The sequence below is a fragment of the Actinomadura atramentaria DSM 43919 genome, from assembly GCF_000381885.1.
GTDB classification, from domain to species: Bacteria; Actinomycetota; Actinomycetes; order Streptosporangiales; family Streptosporangiaceae; genus Spirillospora; species Spirillospora atramentaria.
In genome coordinates this window covers 62,099-80,610 of sequence record NZ_KB907222.1, presented here as the reverse complement: position 1 = coordinate 80,610, position 18,512 = coordinate 62,099, and the positions used below count along the sequence as shown (strand labels likewise).

Genomic DNA, 18,512 nt, shown 5'->3' with positions numbered 1-18,512 from the left:
TTGCGTCATGCCCGAGAAGGCGACCGGAACGGTCGTCGGGGCGGGATTCCGAAAATGCGACGACAGAAACTGAGGGCTTTCCCGTCCCCTTTCCCCGAGTTTCGTCCCGATGGCGCGCCGCCCGGCCGCCGCCCGGCTCGCGCCGGACCGGTTCCGCCGTGCCGGACACCGCCGCTTTCCGCCGTCCGGCCCGGGTCCGTCGTCGACCACGTGTCTACTCAGGAGTAGCGGAGCCACAGTTAACCAGCCCGTCACATGCCTCGCAATCCCCCGGATTGTAGAACTTGCCCGTGGATATTGCTCACAGGAGTGACAAAAGAGACGACCGGTTCGCGGCGGTTCGGCACTGCGGACACTCGCCATGTGACAACGAGTGACCGGGGTCTCCCCGCCGTCGCGATCACGCTCGGTGATCAAGGTCCGGGGAGGTCAGGGCCGCTGCTCATCCCACGGGGAACTCGTGGACGACGACCGCCGCCGCGCCCACGCCCGGATGCCGCTGCAGCACCGCCTCGATCTCGCCCAGCTCCATCCGGACACCGGAGATCTTGACCTGGCGGTCCACCCGGCCGAGGTACTGCAGCGTCGGCCGGTCCTCGCCGCCCGCGCCCGGCGGCAGCAGCCGGACCGCGTCGCCCGTCCGGTAGAGCCGGCCGGTCGGGGTGTCGGCGAACGGGTCCTGGAAGAACGCCTCCCGGGTGCGCTCGTGGTTGCCGAGGTAGCCCCGGCCGACGCACACGCCGCCGACGAACAGCTCGCCGGTCTCGTCGATGCCGCAGGCGTGCCAGGCGCCGTCGTCGTCCTCGCGCAGCACGTAGAGCTGGGAGTTGACGATCGGCGTGCCGATCGGCAGCCGCAGCAGGTCCAGGTCGGCGGCGGTGACGCGGTGGTGGGTGACGTCGTCGGAGCACTCGGTCGGGCCGTAGGCGTTGAGCAGGCCCGCGTGCGGCAGCGCCGCCAGCCAGCGGCGGGACAGCTCGGCGGGCAGCTCCTCGCCGGTCGCGATCATCCAGCGCAGCGCGCCGAACGCGCCGTCGGGGGCGTCGGCCAGGTCGTCCAGCAGGTGCCGGACCATCGTCGGGACCAGCTCGACGACGGTGATGCCGCGCTCGTCCACCGCCCGCGCGAACGCGACCGGGTCGTGCGCGACCTCGTCGCCGACGATCTCCACGCGGCCGCCGAGCAGCAGCGGGCACAGCATCTGCCAGACGGAGATGTCGAAGCCGAGCGGGGCGGTCTGCGCGAGGACGTCCGCGCCGGTCATCCCGAGATCGGTGATCTTCGCGTAGAGGTGGTTGATCATGCCCTGGTGCTCCACGACGGCGCCCTTCGGCCTGCCCGTGGAACCCGAGGTGAACAGCACGTATCGCGGCTGGTCGAGGGAGTGCAGCCGGGGTTCGCCGGGCCACGGCTCGCACGCGTCCGCGCCCTCGGCGGGGACCACGGCGCAGCCCGCCTCGGCCGCGCCCGCCGTCAGCGCGGCCGCCGGCTCGCCCGCGACGACGAGCACCGCCGCGCCCGCCTGGCCCAGCACGTCGCGGACGCGGGCGGCGGGCCAGGTCTCGTCGGCCGGGACGTACAGCGCGCCGACCAGCTCGACCGCCAGGAACGCCGCGACGATCCGCCAGCCGCGCTCGCCGCCGACGCCGACGACCGTTCCCTCCTCGACGCCCTGTTCCAGCAGGTAGGACGCCATCCGGCGGGCCTCGGCGGCCAGCCGCGCGTAGGTCAGCCCGACGGGTCCGTCCGCGACCGCGACCGCGTCGCCCGCGGCGGCGAACCGCTCCACGCGCGTGATCACCGGCGCGGCCAGCTCGATCTCGCGCTCGGCGGTCATGCCGTGCCGGGCGGCCAGGACGCGCGCCCGCTCGGCCTCGTCCGGCGCGATCGGCAGCGCGGGCAGCGCGGACCGGTCCAGGAGGCGTTCCGCGACGGGTCCGCGAGCATTCATCTTGACTCTCCGTGAGGTAGGACGTCTCCACCGTCATCGCCGAATGGCCCGGCCGGGGGCCGGTCGCGGGCGGCCGGGCCGGCCGCGGATAGCTTATGTCCACACCGTCCCGGCCTTCACCGAATCAGTGCTTTGGGATAGTACCGGCGGGTAAGTCGGGGGTTGCGACCGGACATGGCCGCAGGTACGGTGATGCTTCGCCCCAGTTCGCCTAGAACCGGGGTGAGTCATCGGGGGAAGATGGGAGGATCGGCCGGCCCTCTTGAATTCTCGGAATTCGATCAGCGGGAAACTCGCGGGACCGAACGCCGGATCACGAAAACCGGTTACTCCACTTCCGCCGCACCCACCAATTGTCATTCATTCGAGGGTGGCAGCGTGCCCATCATCACCTCGCCGCAGGAATTCAATGTCGACGACCTCTACGTGGATCTGCGCCCGGTACTCGACTGCCCGCTCTACCTCAAGTGCGAGGGGTTCAACTTCGCCGGCTCGGTGAAGCTGAAGGCCGCCGCCGCGATGGTCGCCGCCGCCGAGCGCGACGGCGTCCTCACCGCCGGGTCCACGATCGTCGAGTCGTCCTCCGGCAACCTCGGGATCGCGCTCAGCCTGATCGCCGCCGACCGGGGCTACCGCTTCGTCTGCGTCACCGACCCGCGCTGCAACCCCGCCTCCATGCGCCTCATGCGCGCCCTCGGCGCCGAGGTCCGCGTCATCTCCCACCAGGACGCCAACGGCGGCTACCTCGAGAGCCGCATCGACTACGTCCGGAGCCTGGCCGAGTCCGAGGACGGCTGCGTCTGGCTCAACCAGTACGCCAACAGCAACAACTGGCGGGCCCACTACTCGGGCACCGCGCCCGCGATCGACCGCCAGTTCCCCGACCTGGAAGTCCTGTTCGTCGGCGCGGGCACCACCGGCACGCTGATGGGCTGCGCCCGCTACTTCCGCGAGCACGGCCGCCCCGTCACGATCGTCGCGGTCGACGCGGTCGGCTCGGTGACGTTCGGCGGCCTCCCCGAGCGGCGCATGGTCCCCGGCCTCGGCACCAGCAGCCGCCCCGCGCTCGTGGACGAGTCCTACGTGGACGACGTCGTCCACGTCGCCGAGACCGACACGATCCGCACCGTCCACGCGCTGTCCTCGCGCGGGTTCCTGTTCGGCGGCTCCACCGGCACCGTGGTGTCCGGCGCGGCCCACTGGCTGGCGGCCAAGTACCCCGGCGCGTCGCCGGTCGCCGTCGCGATAGCGCCCGACCTGGGCGAACGCTATCTCGACTCGATCTACGAGGAGAGCTGGCTGCGGGAGAACTTCAGCGACCTCGCGCGCGAACTGCAGCTTCCGGGCGCCGATATCCTCGGCGTCTGATCAACACGACTCGATCCAGGAGAAGCCGGATATGACGCAGTCCCCCTCGTTCGCGGTGATCTCGGGCGCCCAGGTCCACGAGGCGGTGAGCGGGCGCGAGCGGCGCGTCATCGCGATGGTCGAGGACGCGTACCGCCTGCACGGCGAGGGGCGGACCGTCAACCCCGACTCCTACTTCCTGCGCTTCCCCGACGAGCCCGCCAACCGGATCATCGCGCTGCCCGCGTCGGTCCAGGGCGACGTGAACGTCCACGGGATCAAGTGGATCTCCAGCTTCCCGGGCAACGTCGCGGGCGGCGTCCCGCGCGCGTCGGCCGTCCTGATCCTCAACGACACCGCGACGGGCTACCCGTTCGCGTGCCTGGAGAGCTCCATCGTCAGCGCGGCGCGGACGGCCGCGTCGGCGTCGCTGGCGGCGGCGCGGCTCGCGGACGCGCGCGGGGAGCGGCCGCGCCGGGTCGGGTTCTTCGGCGTCGGGCTGATCGCCCGCTACATCCACACGTACCTGGCCGCGAACGGGTTCGAGTTCGACGAGCTGAACGTCCACGACCTGTCCCGCGAGCACGCCGAGGGCTTCCGCGACTACCTCGCGCGGACCGAGGGCGGGCGAATCGAGATCCGGGACTCGGCGGAGGACCTGGTCCGCTCGTCCGACCTGGTCGTCTTCGCGACCGTGGCGGGCGAGCCGCACGTCACCGAGCCCGCGTGGTTCGGCCACCACCCGCTCGTCCTGCACGTCTCGCTGCGCGATCTCGCGCCGGAGATCATCCTCGACGCGTACAACGTCGTGGACGACGTCGAGCACTGCATGAAGGCGAACACCTCGCCGCACCTCGCGGAGCAGAAGGTCGGGCACCGCGACTTCGTGGCGGGCACCCTCTACGACGTCCTGACCGGCGCGACGACGCCGCCCGCCGACCGCACCGTGGTGTTCTCGCCGTTCGGCCTCGGCGTCCTGGACCTCGCCGTCGCCCGCTACGTCTACGACCACGTCGCCGAGTCGGGCGACCTGCACGAGGTGCCCGGCTTCTTCCACGAGATGAAGCGGTACGGCTGATCCGCGCATGACCGGCGGCCCATCGGGCAGGCGCGCGGCATGAGCGAATCCCGTGTGCGAGAACAGCCCAGGCTCACCGCGCCCGGCCAGAGCGGCCCGGGCGAGATCGAGGAGCGCGCCGACGTCCAGGGCCTGTCGGACGCCGACCTGACCGTGTACGAGGCGGTCGCGACGGTCGACCAGACCGGCGACGTCGCGGAGTTCGACTACCTGAAGGAGACGACGGGCCTCCCGGAGGACGATCTGCGGGAGGCCCTGCGCCATCTCCTGGACGCCAACCACGTCAGCACGACCCCGGGCGGCTACGCCCTCGGCCCGCACGACTGGTCCGTCTGGCAGTGACCCGAGTCCCGTCCGGCGGACGGGACCGGGCTCAGGTGAACTCGGCGGTGTCCAGCTCGAACCCGAACGGCTCGGGCAGCGGCACCGCCTTGCCGAACGGCTCGGTGACCGACGCCCGGTAGTCCTCGCCCTCGGGGTCGTGGAACAGCGTCACCGACTGCTTGTCCCGGTCGACCAGCAGGTAGAAGTCGATTCCGGCGCGGGCGTAACAGCACCTCTTGGCCGCGCGGTCGCGCTCGGCGCGGTTCGACGTCACCTCCAGCACGAGGAGCACTCCCTCGGCCGGTCCCCACACCAGGTCGTCGTTGAAGAGGTCGAGTTCGGTGGGGGCGAAGGCGCCGTCCGGGATCACGTGGTTGCTCGGACACCCGCCGCCGCGCGGGACCTCGAGGCCGCGGTTCGGCATGAAGTCGAGGTCGACGCCGCCGCTGTAGAGCTGGCGGACGATCTTCCCGACGATCCGGTCGTGCTTTCCGATGGGGGGTGGCGACACGACGATCTCTCCGTCGATGAACTCGGCTCGAAAGCCCTCGGGGGTCTGGAGGGCGAGGAAACCTTCCAGCAGGAGGTCTTCTTGCTCCTCCTGCTCCTGCGTCACGTGCTGGTCATGAACCATCGCGGTCATGCCCTGGCTCCTTCCTCGTCGGAGACGAGTCTAGATACAGGACGCCACCTTTCGCTTACGAATAGTGATCCCCGGAACCGACGCCTCCAGCCTAGGTCGCCGGGCCTCGGGATGCGACGACCGGCCGGCCCGGCCCCGTGCTAGCTTGTTGAGCAAGCGTATGCTTGGGAGGCGGTATGGGGGGTTCGGACGAGCGGGACGAGCTGCGGCGGGTGCTGCGGCGGTTCTTCGCGGAGCGGTCGCCCGTCGCCGAGGTCCGGCGGCTGACGGCGGACGGTCTCGGGCACGACCCCGCCGTGTGGGCGGCGCTGGCCGGGACGGTCGGCGTGCAGGGACTGGCGGTGGCCGAGGAGTTCGGCGGCGCGGGCTGCGGGATGCGGGAGCTCGTCGTCGCGCTCGAAGAGGCGGGCCGCGCGCTGGCGTGCGCGCCGCTCCTGGCGACGGCCGTCGCCGCCGAGGCCGTCGCGGCGTCCGGCGACGCGGCGCTGGCGGCCGAGGCGCTGCCGCCGATCGCGGACGGCTCGCTGATCGCGACGCTCGCGTGGGCCGAGGGCGACCGCTGGGACGTCGGGACGACGACCGCGCGCCGCGACGGCGACGGCTGGGTCCTGGACGGCGTGAAAGACCACGTGCTGGACGGCTGCACGGCCGGGCTGGTCCTCGTCGCCGCGCGCGACGAGCACGGCGAGCCCGACCTGTTCGCCGTCCGCGCGGACGCGGCGACCCGCACGCCCCTCCCCTGCCTGGACCGGACGCGGCGGCTCGCCCGCCTGGAGTTCGCCGGGACGCCCGCGCGCCGCGTCGCCAACGGCCCCGCCGCGCTCGCCCGCGCGCTCGACGCCGCCGCCGTGCTGCTGGCCGCCGAGCAGCTCGGCGGCGCGCAGCGCGCGTTCGACATGACCGTCGAGTACGTCAAGGTCCGCCGCCAGTTCGGCCGTCCCATCGGGAGCTTCCAGGCGGTCAAGCACCGCTGCGCCGACCTGTACGTCCTGGTCGAGTCGGCGCGGTCGGCGGTGCTCGGGGCCGCCGCCGCGGCCGACGGCGACCCGGCCGCGCTGCCCGCCGCCGCCGCGACCGCCCAGGCGTACTGCGCGGACGCGTTCTTCCAGGTCGCGGCCGAGACGATCCAGTTGCACGGCGGCATCGGCTTCACCTGGGAGCACGACGCGCACCTGTACTTCAAGCGCGCGGCGGTCTCCCGCGAGCTGTTCGGCCCGCCCGCCCGCCACCGCGCCCGCCTCGCGGCGCTCGTCGGGCTGACCGCCTGACATGTACGGAAGAATGCCCGCATGACGTTGCAGGCGAGCGGGTCGGTCTTCGGGCTGGCGTACGGGGACGCGCTGGGCGCCCCCACCGAGTTCATGACGATGGAGCGCATCACGGCCGTCTACGGCCCGGACGGCCCGGACGGCCCCGAGACCACGCCCTGGCGCGTCACCGACGACACCCAGATGGGCCTCGCCGTCGCCGAAGGGCTGCTGGAGGCGGCCGGCGACTGGGACCCCGCCGCGCTCGCCGCGATCTGGAGCCGCCGGTTCGTCGCCTGGGCCGCGAGCCCCGACAACGACCGCGCGCCCGGCATGACGTGCCTGCGCGCGTGCGGCGGCCTCGCGGAGGGCCTGCCGTGGGCGGAGGCGACGCAGCCGACGTCCAAGGGCTGCGGCGCGAACATGCGGGTGACGCCGCTCGGCCTCGTCCCCGCCCCGGACGACGCGGCCCGCGCCGGGGCCGCCCAGCTCCAGGCGGCGCTGACCCACGGCCACCCGACCGGCCTGGCCGCCAGCGAGCTGACGGCGTTCGCGGTCGCGTGGCTGCGCGACGGGATCGAGCCCGCCGAGCTGCCCGCCGCGCTGCGCGCCCGCGCCGCCGCGCAGCGGACCGTCTACCACGGCGACTGGCTCGGGGACCTGTGGCGGCGACCCGCCGCCACGTCCCCGCAGGACTTCGCGGCGCGCGGCTGGGACGAGTGCCTCGCCGTCCTCGACCGGCTCGACGCGGCGCTGGCCGCCCCCGACCGCGCGGCGGACCCGTGCGCGGCGACCGGCGAGGGCTGGGTCGCCGAGGAGGCGTTCGCGACGGGCCTGCTGTGCTTCCTGCTGTTCCCCGACGACCCGGTGGGCGCGATCCGGCGCGGCGCGGCCAGCGCGGGCGACTCCGACTCGATCGCCTGCCTGGCGGGCGCGTTCGCCGGGGCGCGGCACGGCCTCGGCGGCTGGCCGGACGCGTGGCGCGGGCGGATCGAGTACGCCGACCGGCTCGCCCGCGTCGGCGCGGCCTGGGACTAGCGGCCTGGGACTAGGGGGTCAGGACGCGGCCCAGCCCGTCCACGACTCGACGGTCACGGCGATGACCGGGCCCTCCGGCGGACGGTCGCGGTACTGCGGGTAGCGCTCCGCGAGCAGCCGCAGCGGCTCGGCCGTCGCGGCGGGCTCGGTGACGACGCGCGCCGCGCCGTCCGCGCGCACCCACCACAGCCGCTCCCAGTCGTCGTCGTAGCGGTCCGCGAGCAGGCTGACGCGCGGGTTGGCGCGGACGTCCGCCAGCCGCCGCAGCTCGCGGGTCCGCTTGGGCTTGTGGTCGACGGCCGTGACCAGGACGTCCCGGCGCAGCGCGAACACGACCGGCACGATCCGGGGCCGCCCGTCCTCCCCGACCGTCGCGAGCCGGACGACGGGCGCGGCGGCGAACCGGGCGCGGGCGTCGTCGGTGCTGAGCGCGGGCATGGCCGCAGCCTGTCGCGATCTCGGCCGCCCGGTCAAGGCGGCCCGCTGGACCGTTCCGGACGCGTCCCGGGCGCGCGTACGCTGTCGGCGGACGATCGCGAGGGGGAGCTCATGGCCGTCGTCACGCTGGGCGCGCACGCCGTCGTCGTCCTCGCGGACGCGGACGCGGGGCGGATCGGCGTCGCCCCCGCCGGGTGCGCCGCCGGGACGGCCGTCGCGCTCGCGCGGCTCGGCCACGACGTGGTGTCGGTCGGGGCCGTCGGCGACGACGACCTCGGCGACCTGCTGACCCGCGTGCTGGCGCGCGAGGGCGTGGACACCGGCGGGCTGGTCCGCCGCGCCGGGGAGCGGACGGGCGCGGCGGTCCGGCCGCTGCCCGCCGGACGGGGCGGCGCGCTGCGCGCGGCGGGCGCGAACCCGACGCTGACGCCCGGCGCGGTCGATCCCGGCCTGCTCGCCGCCGCCGACGCCGTCCACCTGGGCGGCCCCGACCTGACGCCCGGCCTGGCCGACCCGGCGTTCTTCGCGGCGCTCGCGGCGGCCCGCGCCGCCGGGACGGTCGTCACCGCCGACTTCGACGCCGCCGACCCCGAGCCGCTGCGCGCCGCCGCGCCGTTCCTGCGGCACTGCGACTACGTCCTGCCCGACGAGGAGCAGGCGCTCGCGCTCACCGGCGCGGCCGACCCGGTGACGGCGGCGCGGCGGCTGCTGGCCGAGGGGCCGCGCGCGGTGATCGTGACGCTCGGGGAGCACGGCGCGCTGCTGGCGTCCGCCGCGGGCGTGGAGCGGCTGCCCGCGCCGGAGGTCGCGGACGCGGACCCGACGGGCTGCGGCGACGCGTTCGCGGCCGGGTTCCTGACGGCGCTGCTGCGCGGCCTCGACGCGTCGGCGGCGGCCCGCTGGGGCGGCGCGGCGGCCGCGACGGTCGCGGCCGGGTCCGGCCCCGCCGCCGGTCTGGCGGGCCCGGCGTCGCTCGCGCCGCTGCTCCCCTGACCTACGGCGACTCCAGGAGCTTCTCGGCCGCGCCGAAGATCGCGGCGGCGGCACCCACCAACTGCTCCAGGCGGAACACCTCCGACCGGTGGAAGGGCGGCGCGCCCGTCCGCGCGACGACGAGCACGACGTCGTCGGGCATCGGCGCGAGCGCGAACTGGGTACCGTCCGGCGCGGTGAACGCCCGCGCCCGCACCGGCTCCAGCGCGGGCAGCACGACGCCCGCGCCGACGCCGAGGCTGGCGTGCAGGACCGCCGACCCGGCCGGGCCGGGCTCGGCGAGCGCCGCCCAGTCGGCGCTCAGCAGCGCCGGGACCGCGTCGGACAGGGTGAACGGGCCGCGCCCCGGGTCGGCGGCGACCCGGCCGAGCAGTTCCGCGTCGGGGAACGCGCCCTGCGGCTCGACGGTCGGCCAGATCCCGACGATGTCGACCCCGGCGACGGCGGCCAGGCCGTCGCAGAGCCGGTCGATGCCCGCCCCGGCGGGCCAGGCGACGGTGAAGTCGTCGAGCGCCCGGCCGCCGTCGCGCTCCAGGACGGCCATCTGGGCGACGTCGGCGCCCGCCGCGCCGAGCGTCCGCGCCACCTGGCCGAGCGCGCCGGGACGGTCGGGAAGACGAACTCGTACCCGCAGCAACATCGTCACCTCCGCACATCGCGGTCCGCCGGGAGCGGCGTCCCGTGTTCACCCTGGTCGACGGCCGTTTCGGGCGTGTTACCCCCGTGTGTCGGCCCGGGGAAACCGGTGGTGCGGGCCGCGCGCGCCGCGGTTTCGTCGTCCCGACGGGCCTACCCGCCGCCTTCAGGTGCCGTTAAGGTGACTGCACGTGTCGAGCGACCCGGATACCGCAGTCAGCGCGTCCCCCGAGACCGAGCCCGTGCCGGAACCCGTGCCCGGGCCGGAGAGCGAGCCCGGGGCGGGCGCGGAGATCCTCGCGGCGCTCGCCGCGCTGAGCGCCCGGCTCGACCGCGAGCACGAGCGGGCCGCGCACCGGGAGGCCGTCATCGACCGGCTGCACGAGGAGAACCAGCGGCTGCGCCGCGGCGAGCTGGAGTCGGCGCTGGAGCCGCTGCGCGCCGCGCTGTACCGCTGCCACGACCTGGCGCGCCGCGAGGCCCGCCGCTGGGACGCCCCGGACCCGCCCGACGCGGCGGGCGCCGCGGCCGTGCTCGCCGCGCTCGCCGACGACATCGCCGACGCGCTGGCCCGGTCCGGCGTCGAGCGGTTCACCGCCGAGCCGGGGCAGCCCTACGACGCGGCGCGGCACCGGCCCGTCGCCGTCGCGCGGGTGGCCGACCCCGCCCTGGACGGCACGGTCGCCGAGGTCCGTTCCGACGGTTTCGAACGGGACGGACGGGTCGTCCGCAAGGCGGAGGTCGGTGTGGCGCGCGTCGCCGCCGCCCCGAACGGCTGCGCGGAGGCGGACCGGGCGGGACGATGAGCACGCGGACCCGAGCACGGCACACGAGCGCCGGGACAAGCACCGGAACGCGGTACCGATAGGTGAAGAGGGACATGGCTGTCTACGGGATCGACCTGGGAACCACGTACTCCTGCATTGCCTCCATCGACGATGTGGGACGCCCCGCGGTCCTGCGCAACCTGGAGGGCACCGACACGACGCCCTCGGTCGTCTACTTCGAGAGCGGCGACAACGTCGTGGTGGGGGCGACCGCCAAGGACACGGCGGCGCTGGACCCCGACAACGTGGTGAGCCTCATCAAGCGGGACATGGGCCGCGACGTCGCCCGGCAGATCCACGGGATCGACTTCAAGCCCGAGGAGCTGTCGGCGTTCATCCTGCTGAAGCTCGCGACGGACGCGCGGACCAGCGCGGGCGAGGAGGCGCGGGACGTCGTCATCACCGTCCCGGCGTACTTCGGCGCGGCCGAGCGGGACGCGACGCACAAGGCGGGCCGCATCGCGGGCCTCAACGTCATCGACATCGTGTCCGAGCCGATCGCCGCGGCGATCACCTACGGGGTGCTGAACCCCGACGCGGACCGCACGATCCTCGTCTACGACCTCGGCGGCGGCACGTTCGACACGACGGTCATCGCGTTGCGCGGCGGGCACATCGAGGTCGTCTGCACCGACGGCGACCACGAGCTGGGCGGCGCGGACTGGGACGAGCGGATCGTGGAGTTCCTCGCGGAACGGTTCCTGGCCGAGCACCCCGACGCGTCCGACCCGCTGGACGACCGGCAGACCGAGCAGCAGCTCCGCCGGGACGCCGAGGACGCCAAGAAGGCGCTGACGACCCGCACCGCGCACACCGTCCGGGTGATGCACGACGGCCGGGTCGCGGCGGTGGAGCTGACGCGCGAGCGCATGGAGGACCTGACCCGCGACCTGCTGGACCGGACGATCGAGATCACCGGGCGGACGCTGACGACGGCGGCGGAGAAGGGCGTCCACGACTACGACGACCTGGTGCTCGTCGGCGGGTCCACCAAGATGCCGGTCGTCGCGTCCCGGCTGGAGAACGAGCTGGGGATGCGCCCGCGCCTCCAGGACCCCGACCTCGCGGTCGCCAAGGGCGCGGCGCTGTACGCGTTCGAGGAGACCTACCGGCGGCTGGTCCGCGAGGGCGCGGCGGAGCAGGCCGCCGACATGGCGAACCGGGCGGGCCTGTCGGCCGAGCAGCAGCGGCAGATCGCGGGCCGCCGCATCCGGACGGTCGCCTCGCACGCGTTCGGGATCGTCGTGGTGGACCGGGAGACGGGCGAGGAGAGCGTCGCGCACCTCGTCCACGCCAACGACGAGCTGCCCGCCGCCCGCACCGAGGACTTCTTCACCGTCTTCGACGACCAGGACTCGGCGGACGTGCGGGTGATGGAGCAGGCGGGCAGCGTCGAGTCGCCGGAGCTGATCGACAACACCGAGATCGCGGCCGGGGACATCCGCATCCCGTCCGGCAAGCAGGCGGGCTGGCCGATCGAGGTGACGTTCCAGCTCGACTCGTCGGGCCTGCTCAACGTCGCGGCGGTCGAGAAGGAGAAGGGCGAGCGCCTCGACCTCAAGATCGACGTCGGCGGCATGTCCGAAGAGGAGGTCGAACGCTCCCGCACGGCCCTCTCCCGCGTCCAGGTGAGCTGAGGCCCCCCGGTGACCACTGGCGCGCGCCGAGCGAAGCGAGGCCATGAACACCGCGCGCGGCGCGCGGCGGCTGGACTGAGGAGCGCGCGCAGCGACGAAGGAGCGAGCACGCGACGAGGGAAGCCGCCGCGTGAAGCGCCGCGCGCCCGCCGAGCGAAGCGAGGCCATGAGTACAGACGATGAGTACCGGCGCACGGTGCTCGAGCCCGCGCGGGCGGCCGGGGACCGGCCGCCCGATGATCTGCGGGTGCGGTATCTGCTGCCCGATCCGCTGGAGCCCGCGGCGGTCGCGGCGGCGGTGAAGCAGGTCCGGCAGTGCTGGCGGCGGGCGCGCGGCCAGTTGAAGTACCGGCGGCTGGTGGACCGGCTGGAGGCCGAGCACCGGGAGCTGGCGCCGGTGTTCGCGGCGGCGGAGCGCGGGGATCTGCGGCCGCTGGCGGAGCGGCTGCGCGGCGGCCGGGAGCTGGACGAGCGGCGGCGGGCGGCGGCGCGGGCGCGGCTGTCGGACGCGGCGGGGACGCTGCGGATGGTGACGCCCGCGGAGGTGGAGTCGATCGCGCGGGCGGCGGGCGTCCCGGCGGCGGAGGGCCGGGAGCTGGCGGTCGCGGACCAGGTGGAGATCCGCGACCCGGACCCGCTGCCGCCCGCGGCGCCGTACGCGGCGTACCCGAAGGTCCGCGAGTCGCTGGACGTCCTCGGCAAGCGGCATCTGGCCGACTTCCTGTTCGGGGACCGGCTGCGCGGCCCGATGCGGGTGCTCGGCGGGTTCGCGGCGCCGGGGGTGTCGCTGGACGCGGCGGCGGTGGAGGCGGCGGTCGCGGCGTGGGCGCGGCGGAGCCGGGACACGAGCACGACGCACGCGGGGACGGTGCTGGCGGGCCTGCGGTCGGGCGCGGACCCGGCGGGCCTGGTGCTGTTCGACGTGGTGGAGCGGCTGCGGGAGCGGGCGCGGCAGCGGGCGTCGGAGCGGGCGCTGCTGCGGTACGCGCTGGAGGAGCTGGGCGTCGAGCCGGAGGACGCGCGGCGGCTGGTGTTCGCGGTGGTGCGGGAGGCGGGCGGGGGCGGCGGCCCGGCGGCGCGGCTGCGGGCGCTGCTGGACGCGGGCGAGGTGTTCGCGGCCGCGGAGCTGGCGGGGGCGGCCGACGACGACGCCGACGAGGAGACGGCCGTGCTGGCGGCGGAGGCGCGGCGGCGGGTGGACGCGGCGGTGCGGCTGCGCGAGGAGGCGGCGGCGGACCCGGACCCGGACCGGGCGTGGCGGCTGCTGGCGGACGCGCTGCGGCTCGTCCGGGACCTGCCGGGCGCGGCGGAACTGCAGCGGCGGCTGCCGCCCGCGCCGGTCCCGGCGGTCCGCGCGGACGTCGACGCGACGGACGGCGGCGCGGTGGTGCGGCTGTCGTGGGAGCCGTCGCCGTCCACGGCGGGCGAGATCCGGTACCACGTGGTGCGGCGGCGGGACCGGCCGCCGCGCGGCGCGGCGGACGGCGAGCCGCTGGTCGGCGGCCGCGACGAGCGCCCGCCGGTGAACGCGCCGCTGTTCTACGCGGTGACGGCGGTGCGCGGCGAGGCGGCGTCGGTCCCGGCGGTGACGGGCCCGGTGACGGTCCGCCCGGAACCGGCGGCGGTGGAGCTGTCGGTCGGCGACGGCGTCGTGTCGGGCCGGTGGTCGCTGCCGCCGGAGGCGGCGGGCGCGCGGGTGACGCGGGACGGCCGGCCGCTGCCCGCGTCCCGCGACGGGTTCCGCGACCACGTCCCGAACGACACGACGCACCACTACACGGTCGCGGCGGTGTACCTGGACGCGGACGGCCGGGAGGTCGTGACGCCGGGCGTGCGGCGGTCGGCCGCGCCGACCGCGCCGCCGGGGCCGGTGTACGAGCTGGCGGCGGGGCCGCATCCGACGGACCGGGACGCGCTGCTCGTCCGGTTCGTCCCGCCGCCGCACGGGACCGTCGAGCTGGTGCTGACCGAGGGCCCGCCGCCGTGGCCGCGCAGCGCGCTGCTTCCGCTGGCGGAGGTGCGGGCGGCGTCGCGGCGGCTGCCCGCCGAGCCCGCGCCGGGCGGGCTCGCGGTGCGGCCGGACCGGGCGGGCTGGATCGTCGCGGTGACGGTCGCGGGCGGCGCGGCGGCGGTCGGCGCGTACCACCGGCACCTGCGGCTGCCCGCGCCGGAGCGGCTGATCGCCGAGCGGCGCGGCGCGCACGTCCACCTGGGGTTCGACTGGCCGGGCGACGCCGCCGAGGTCGAGGTCGCCTACCGCGTCGGGACCGATCCCGCGACGGGCCTGCGCGCGCCGCTGCGCCGCCAGGTGACGCGCGCGGCGTACGAGACGCACGGCGGGCTGCGGCTGCCGGTGCCCGAGGACGAGCCGGTGGAGGTCGCGGTCGCGGCGGTCGGCACGTCGGGCGGCGCGCGGGTCACCGGCCCGGCGGCGGCGGCGCGGCTGGCGGGCCGCACGATCGTCGGCTACGAGCTGCTGCGCGGCGGCCCGCCGTGGCGGCGGACGCTGACGGTGCGGCTGACCGGCGGCCGCGCGGCGCGGATCGGGCGGCTGGCGCTGGTGCTGCGCGCGGGCCGGGTGATGCCGCACCGCGCCGACGACGGGGAGGTCCTGGGCGTGTGGGACGGGGTGCCGGTGCCGGGCGAGCTGACGGTGGCGCTGCCGCGCGTCGCGGGGCCGTACTGGCTGCGGTGCTTCGCCGAGGATGATGGGATCGAACTCGGCGATCCCCCCGTCCGCTCGCTGCGGGTCGCCAAATAGGAGGTGCGTCGTGTCGCTCGCGTCCCGGGTGGGCCTGCCGAAGGCCCCGGCCCGCCAGGCGGTGACGTGCCCGTACTGCTTCGCGGTGGCGCCCGCGCACCGAATCCCGTTCCGCTGCCGGGGGCAGGCGGGCCGCCGCGCGGGCTGCGCGCCGGTGCTGGACGAGCGGCTGGCGGCGTACACGGGGTCGGCGGCGGGCGCGTCGCTGCCGCCGGTGTTCGCGGCGCCGGGCCGGGGCGGGCGGGCGGACTGCCCGGCGTGCGGGCAGCCGACGGGCAGCCGGGTGTGCGGGGAGTGCCACAATCCGCTGCCGTCGGCGTACTGCGAGGCGCCGGGGCGGATCGTGGCGCTGGTCGGCGCGAAGAACGCCGGGAAGAGCACCTACATCGCGGTGCTGCTGCACGAGCTGATGAACCGGGTGGGGACGGAGCTGGACGCGTCCCTGGTGGCGTGCGACGACCGGACGATCGAGCGGTACAAGCGGGACTTCGCGCGTCCGCTGCTGGAGGAGCGGCGGCTGCTGCCGACGACGGCGAGCGCGGCGACGTCGCCGCGCGAGCCGCTGGTGTACCTGCTGACGCGGACGCGGCGCGGCCGGTTCGCGCGGGAGCGCACGGACTCGCTCGCGCTGGTGCTGTTCGACACCGCCGGGGAGGACCTGCGCAGCCGCGAGCTGCGCGACCTGCACCTGCGGTACCTGGAGGCGGCGGACTCGATCATCTTCCTGGTCGACCCGCTGGAGCTGCCGGGCGCGGGCGCGGCGCTGACGGCGGCCCCGCCCCCGGACTCCGACGCCGAGCCGGACTCCGAGCCCGTCAACATCATCGCGCGGGTGACCGAGGCGCTGCGGGCCCGGCACGGGACGCGGCCGGGCGAGCGGCTGGAGGTCCCGGTCGCGGTGGCGCTGACGAAGATCGACGTGCTGGCGCCGGAGCTGGCCCGGCAGTCGGCGCTGCACCGGTCCCGGTCGGGGTCGGGCGTGCTGGACCTGGACGACCGCGACGCCGTCCACGAGCAGGTCCGGTCGCTGCTGCACGACTGGCAGGCGGGGCGGCTGGAGACCTACCTCGGCCAGCAGTACGCCGACTTCGCGCTGTTCGGGCTGTCGGCGCTGGGCGGCGTCCCGGAGAACGGGCGGGTCGGGGCGGGCGGCGTCCGGCCGCACCGCGCCGAGGACCCGCTGCTGTGGCTGCTGTACCGGTTCGGGATGCTCGACGGGACGCGCGGCGCGGCCGAGGGCGCGCGGGGCCGGGGGGCGTGACGGGTGGCCTGGCAGCTGCACTACACGTCGGCGCGCAACGGCCCGACGGGCCGGTCGGGGTTCCAGTTCACGGCGCAGACGCCGGGCCTGCCGGACCGGGTGCGCGCGGCGGTCGCGCCGTTCCTGGCGTACCGGCCGCCGCCGGACGCGCCGCTGTCGCCGGAGCCGGGCGAGCTGGCGCGGTTCCCGGTGGCGCTGCTGTACGACCGGATCGAGGGCCGTCCGCTGCTGGCCCGGTCGCGGTACCTCGGGCAGGACTACTCGGGCCGGTACGGGAACTTCTTCGCGCACGCGGTGGTGGCCGAGCCGGACGAGCTGGAGGGCCTGCGCCCCGCCGAGCTGTGGAACGCGCCGCTGTGGCGGACCGGCCCCGCCCCGGACGACCCCGCCGAACTGCCCGACCTGCCGGACCTGTCCCCTGATCCGGGGTTCTCCCCCGACGCGCTCGCGGACTGGCTGGCGGCGCAGCCGGACCTGCTCGCCCCGCTGCTGGACGCCGTCGTGGACGTCCTCGGCCGGGGGCACGGCCGGGTGGTGCTCGTCGCGGACGACGTGGAGCCGATCGCGCGGTGGATCGCGGTGGTGTCGTACTCGCTGCCGCTCGCGGCGGCGGAGCGGCTGACGTTCGTCACCTACAGCGCGGACCCCGACGGCGCGCGGCAGCGGGTCGTCGGCACGACGCCGGACGTGTGGGCGGCGGTGCGGTACCAGGGCGGCCCGGTGTTCGTCCTGCCCGGCGCGGGCTCCAGCTCGCGCGTCAGCACGGGTTCCGGCACGGGTTCCAGCACGGGCTCCAGCACGGGCTCCGGCACGGGCCGGTTCGCGCGGACGGCCGCCGCGTGCTGGCGGTCCGGGGACTTCGCCGGCCTGGACGCGCTCGGCGAGCTGGCGCGGCTCGACGGCGACCCGGGCCCGCGCGCGCTGGAGCGCGCGGCGGCGCTGCTGGCGCTGTGCCGGGGCGAGCCGGGCGTCGCGCCCGCCGAGGAGGCGGAGGCGGCGGCGCTGCTGGCCCGGTCGGGCGGCGACCTGCCCGAGTGGGTGTGGCGGGACCTGGTGCCGGGCGTCCCGTCGATGGGCGTGGACCTGGCGGTCGCCGTCCGGGACCTGGCGAGCGCGGCGGGCGCGGCGGACGTCGCCGGGCAGTGCGCGCTGCGCGCGGTGACGGCGGCGCTGGCCGACCCGGCGGCGCGGGACCGGCTGCCGCGCGGCCCGCTGCCGCCGGAGCTGCGGCCCGCGCTGGAACCGGCGGTCGCGGCGGCGCTGGCGGCGGCGGGCGACCTCACCGACGTCGCGCGGACGGCGGAGATCGCGGCGGCGGCGGGCGCCCCGGCGCGGGCGGGCGAGATCGCGGCGGCGGCGCAGGGCCGGACGCGGTGCGGCGCGGCGGACGTCCCGGCGGCGCTCGCGGTGTGCCCGGACGCGTCGCGCGCGGCGCTGCTGGACGGCGTGCTGGCCGGGCTCGACGCGACCGACGCCGCGACCCGCGCGGCGGTCCTGGGCGACCGCGCCTGCGACCTGCTGTACGCCGCGCTGGACCCGGCGGACGCGGAGCGCTGGGCGGCCGTCCCGGCGGCGGCGCTGGCGGTGCTCGGCTCGGTCGGGCGGCGGCGGCCCCGGCACCGCGTCGCGGCGACCGCCGCGCTGCTGGCCGTCGAGGGCTGCGACGCCGTCCTGGCCGACGTGTGGGCCGCGCCGCCGGAGGCCGCCGAGTGCCTGGCGCTGCTGACCGACCACGCGGCGGCGTTCGCCGAGCGCCCGGCGCTGGCGGCGCTGCCGTCGCGGGCGTTCGCGCGCGCGGTCGGGGACGCCGACCTCGGCGTGGACGTGCTGCGCCTGGCGGCCCGCGTCCGCTCGGTGCTGCCCGGCGGCGACGCCGACCGGGACGCGGCGGCCGTGGGCGAGTGCGCGGCGGCGGTCGGCGCGGAGCGCGCGGACCGGGCCGCCGCCGCGCTCGCGGCGCTGACCGCGCGGGACGCGGGCCCGCTGGGCGAGCCCGCGTTCGGCGTCGCGTCGGGGCGGCTCGGCCGCCGCGACCCGGAGTTCCGCGCGGCGCTGCTGGCCGCCGCCCCGGCGCGGCTGCGCGCCCGGCTGGGCGCGCGGTGGGCGGGTTCGCTCCCGGCGCGCGGCGGCGACGCGGCGGCCCGCGCCGAGCTGGTCGAGGTGGTGCTGCGGCTGCGGCGCGGCGGCGCGGCCGAGCCGGGCCTGGAGGCGTGGGCGCGGTCCGCGGTGAACGGCTGGTTCGCGGGCCGGCGGCTGGAGGCCCGGTTCGCGGGCGACCCGGCGCTGCGGGCCGCGCTGCGCGACCTGGTCGCCGAGGGGCGGGGGCGGTGA

The 18,512-nt window shown here is 76.4% G+C and carries 15 protein-coding genes; 11 read left to right on the top strand and 4 right to left on the bottom strand.

Annotated elements, in window-relative coordinates; all coding sequences use genetic code 11:
- Window positions 1–442: 442 nt before the first annotated feature.
- Window positions 443–1,951 (bottom strand): amino acid adenylation domain-containing protein, encoded by a 1,509-nt coding sequence (locus tag G339_RS0127595; RefSeq protein ID WP_019634300.1) that lies wholly within the window; start codon window positions 1,949–1,951, stop codon window positions 443–445.
- Between the two features lie 378 nt (window positions 1,952–2,329).
- Between G339_RS0127595 and sbnA the strand changes: the two genes are divergently transcribed.
- Genes sbnA through G339_RS0127580 form a run of 3 tightly spaced genes read left to right on the top strand, consistent with a single transcriptional unit; the run spans window position 2,330 to window position 4,718 of the window.
- Window positions 2,330–3,319 (top strand): 2,3-diaminopropionate biosynthesis protein SbnA, encoded by a 990-nt coding sequence (sbnA, locus tag G339_RS0127590; RefSeq protein WP_019634299.1) that lies wholly within the window; start codon window positions 2,330–2,332, stop codon window positions 3,317–3,319.
- 31 nt (window positions 3,320–3,350) lie between these two features.
- A complete protein-coding gene (gene sbnB / locus G339_RS0127585; RefSeq protein ID WP_019634298.1) occupies window positions 3,351–4,376 on the top strand; it encodes a 2,3-diaminopropionate biosynthesis protein SbnB in 1,026 nt (341 codons plus the stop codon).
- 39 nt (window positions 4,377–4,415) lie between these two features.
- Entirely contained in the window at window positions 4,416–4,718 is a 303-nt protein-coding gene (locus G339_RS0127580; protein WP_240489918.1) for a hypothetical protein, read from the top strand.
- Between the two features lie 31 nt (window positions 4,719–4,749).
- Here the strand turns inward: G339_RS0127580 and G339_RS0127575 are convergent, their stop codons facing one another.
- Window positions 4,750–5,343, bottom strand: a complete 594-nt coding sequence (locus tag G339_RS0127575) for a Uma2 family endonuclease (protein ID WP_019634296.1) — start codon at window positions 5,341–5,343, stop codon at window positions 4,750–4,752.
- Between the two features lie 176 nt (window positions 5,344–5,519).
- On the opposite strand from G339_RS0127575, the gene G339_RS0127570 reads away from it, so the two are divergent.
- Both G339_RS0127570 and G339_RS0127565 read left to right on the top strand, forming a co-directional pair.
- Entirely contained in the window at window positions 5,520–6,611 is a 1,092-nt protein-coding gene (locus tag G339_RS0127570) for an acyl-CoA dehydrogenase family protein (protein ID WP_019634295.1), read from the top strand.
- A gap of 21 nt (window positions 6,612–6,632) precedes the next feature.
- Complete coding sequence (locus tag G339_RS0127565; RefSeq protein ID WP_019634294.1) at window positions 6,633–7,628, top strand: ADP-ribosylglycohydrolase family protein; 996 nt, start codon at window positions 6,633–6,635, stop codon at window positions 7,626–7,628.
- Window positions 7,629–7,646: 18 nt separating this feature from the next.
- On the opposite strand, the gene G339_RS0127560 is transcribed toward G339_RS0127565, so the two are convergent.
- Window positions 7,647–8,066: a TIGR03668 family PPOX class F420-dependent oxidoreductase gene (locus tag G339_RS0127560; RefSeq protein ID WP_019634293.1), complete on the bottom strand. Its 420-nt coding sequence runs from the start codon at window positions 8,064–8,066 to the stop codon at window positions 7,647–7,649.
- 111 nt (window positions 8,067–8,177) lie between these two features.
- On the opposite strand from G339_RS0127560, the gene G339_RS0127555 reads away from it, so the two are divergent.
- Complete coding sequence (locus G339_RS0127555) at window positions 8,178–9,059, top strand: carbohydrate kinase family protein (protein WP_019634292.1); 882 nt, start codon at window positions 8,178–8,180, stop codon at window positions 9,057–9,059.
- A 1-nt stretch (window position 9,060) separates the two neighbouring features.
- Here G339_RS0127555 and G339_RS0127550 read toward each other — a convergent pair whose 3' ends face one another.
- The gene (locus G339_RS0127550) at window positions 9,061–9,699 is read right to left on the bottom strand and encodes an ACT domain-containing protein (RefSeq protein WP_026341830.1); all 639 of its coding nucleotides are present in this window, start codon (window positions 9,697–9,699) and stop codon (window positions 9,061–9,063) included.
- Between the two features lie 187 nt (window positions 9,700–9,886).
- Between G339_RS0127550 and grpE the strand changes: the two genes are divergently transcribed.
- The 5 genes from grpE (at window position 9,887) to G339_RS0127525 (ending at window position 18,512) form a co-directional block, all read left to right on the top strand.
- Window positions 9,887–10,501, top strand: a complete 615-nt coding sequence (gene grpE / locus G339_RS0127545) for a nucleotide exchange factor GrpE (RefSeq protein WP_019634290.1) — start codon at window positions 9,887–9,889, stop codon at window positions 10,499–10,501.
- Between the two features lie 74 nt (window positions 10,502–10,575).
- Window positions 10,576–12,159 carry an Hsp70 family protein gene (locus G339_RS0127540; protein ID WP_019634289.1) on the top strand — a complete coding sequence of 528 codons (1,584 nt, stop codon included), beginning with the start codon at window positions 10,576–10,578 and terminating at the stop codon, window positions 12,157–12,159.
- 166 nt (window positions 12,160–12,325) lie between these two features.
- Entirely contained in the window at window positions 12,326–14,920 is a 2,595-nt protein-coding gene (locus G339_RS0127535) for a SaeA-related protein (RefSeq protein ID WP_051107981.1), read from the top strand.
- Window positions 14,921–14,930: 10 nt separating this feature from the next.
- A complete protein-coding gene (locus G339_RS0127530) occupies window positions 14,931–16,181 on the top strand; it encodes a TRAFAC clade GTPase domain-containing protein (RefSeq protein ID WP_019634287.1) in 1,251 nt (416 codons plus the stop codon).
- 3 nt (window positions 16,182–16,184) lie between these two features.
- Complete coding sequence (locus G339_RS0127525) at window positions 16,185–18,512, top strand: GAP1-N2 domain-containing protein (RefSeq protein ID WP_019634286.1); 2,328 nt, start codon at window positions 16,185–16,187, stop codon at window positions 18,510–18,512.

What these genes read in the sequence shown, in the direction of transcription:
- G339_RS0127560 (WP_019634293.1), bottom strand. Translation starts at nt 8,066, where the DNA reads ATGCCCGCGCTCAGCACCGACGACGCCCGCGCCCGGTTCGCCGCCGCG.
- G339_RS0127580 (WP_240489918.1), top strand. Translation starts at nt 4,416, where the DNA reads ATGAGCGAATCCCGTGTGCGAGAACAGCCCAGGCTCACCGCGCCCGGC.
- G339_RS0127595 (WP_019634300.1), bottom strand. Translation starts at nt 1,951, where the DNA reads ATGAATGCTCGCGGACCCGTCGCGGAACGCCTCCTGGACCGGTCCGCG.
- G339_RS0127540 (WP_019634289.1), top strand. Translation starts at nt 10,576, where the DNA reads ATGGCTGTCTACGGGATCGACCTGGGAACCACGTACTCCTGCATTGCC.
- G339_RS0127565 (WP_019634294.1), top strand. Translation starts at nt 6,633, where the DNA reads ATGACGTTGCAGGCGAGCGGGTCGGTCTTCGGGCTGGCGTACGGGGAC.
- G339_RS0127570 (WP_019634295.1), top strand. Translation starts at nt 5,520, where the DNA reads ATGGGGGGTTCGGACGAGCGGGACGAGCTGCGGCGGGTGCTGCGGCGG.
- G339_RS0127550 (WP_026341830.1), bottom strand. Translation starts at nt 9,699, where the DNA reads ATGTTGCTGCGGGTACGAGTTCGTCTTCCCGACCGTCCCGGCGCGCTC.
- G339_RS0127555 (WP_019634292.1), top strand. Translation starts at nt 8,178, where the DNA reads ATGGCCGTCGTCACGCTGGGCGCGCACGCCGTCGTCGTCCTCGCGGAC.
- G339_RS0127575 (WP_019634296.1), bottom strand. Translation starts at nt 5,343, where the DNA reads ATGACCGCGATGGTTCATGACCAGCACGTGACGCAGGAGCAGGAGGAG.
- sbnB (WP_019634298.1), top strand. Translation starts at nt 3,351, where the DNA reads ATGACGCAGTCCCCCTCGTTCGCGGTGATCTCGGGCGCCCAGGTCCAC.
- G339_RS0127535 (WP_051107981.1), top strand. Translation starts at nt 12,326, where the DNA reads ATGAGTACAGACGATGAGTACCGGCGCACGGTGCTCGAGCCCGCGCGG.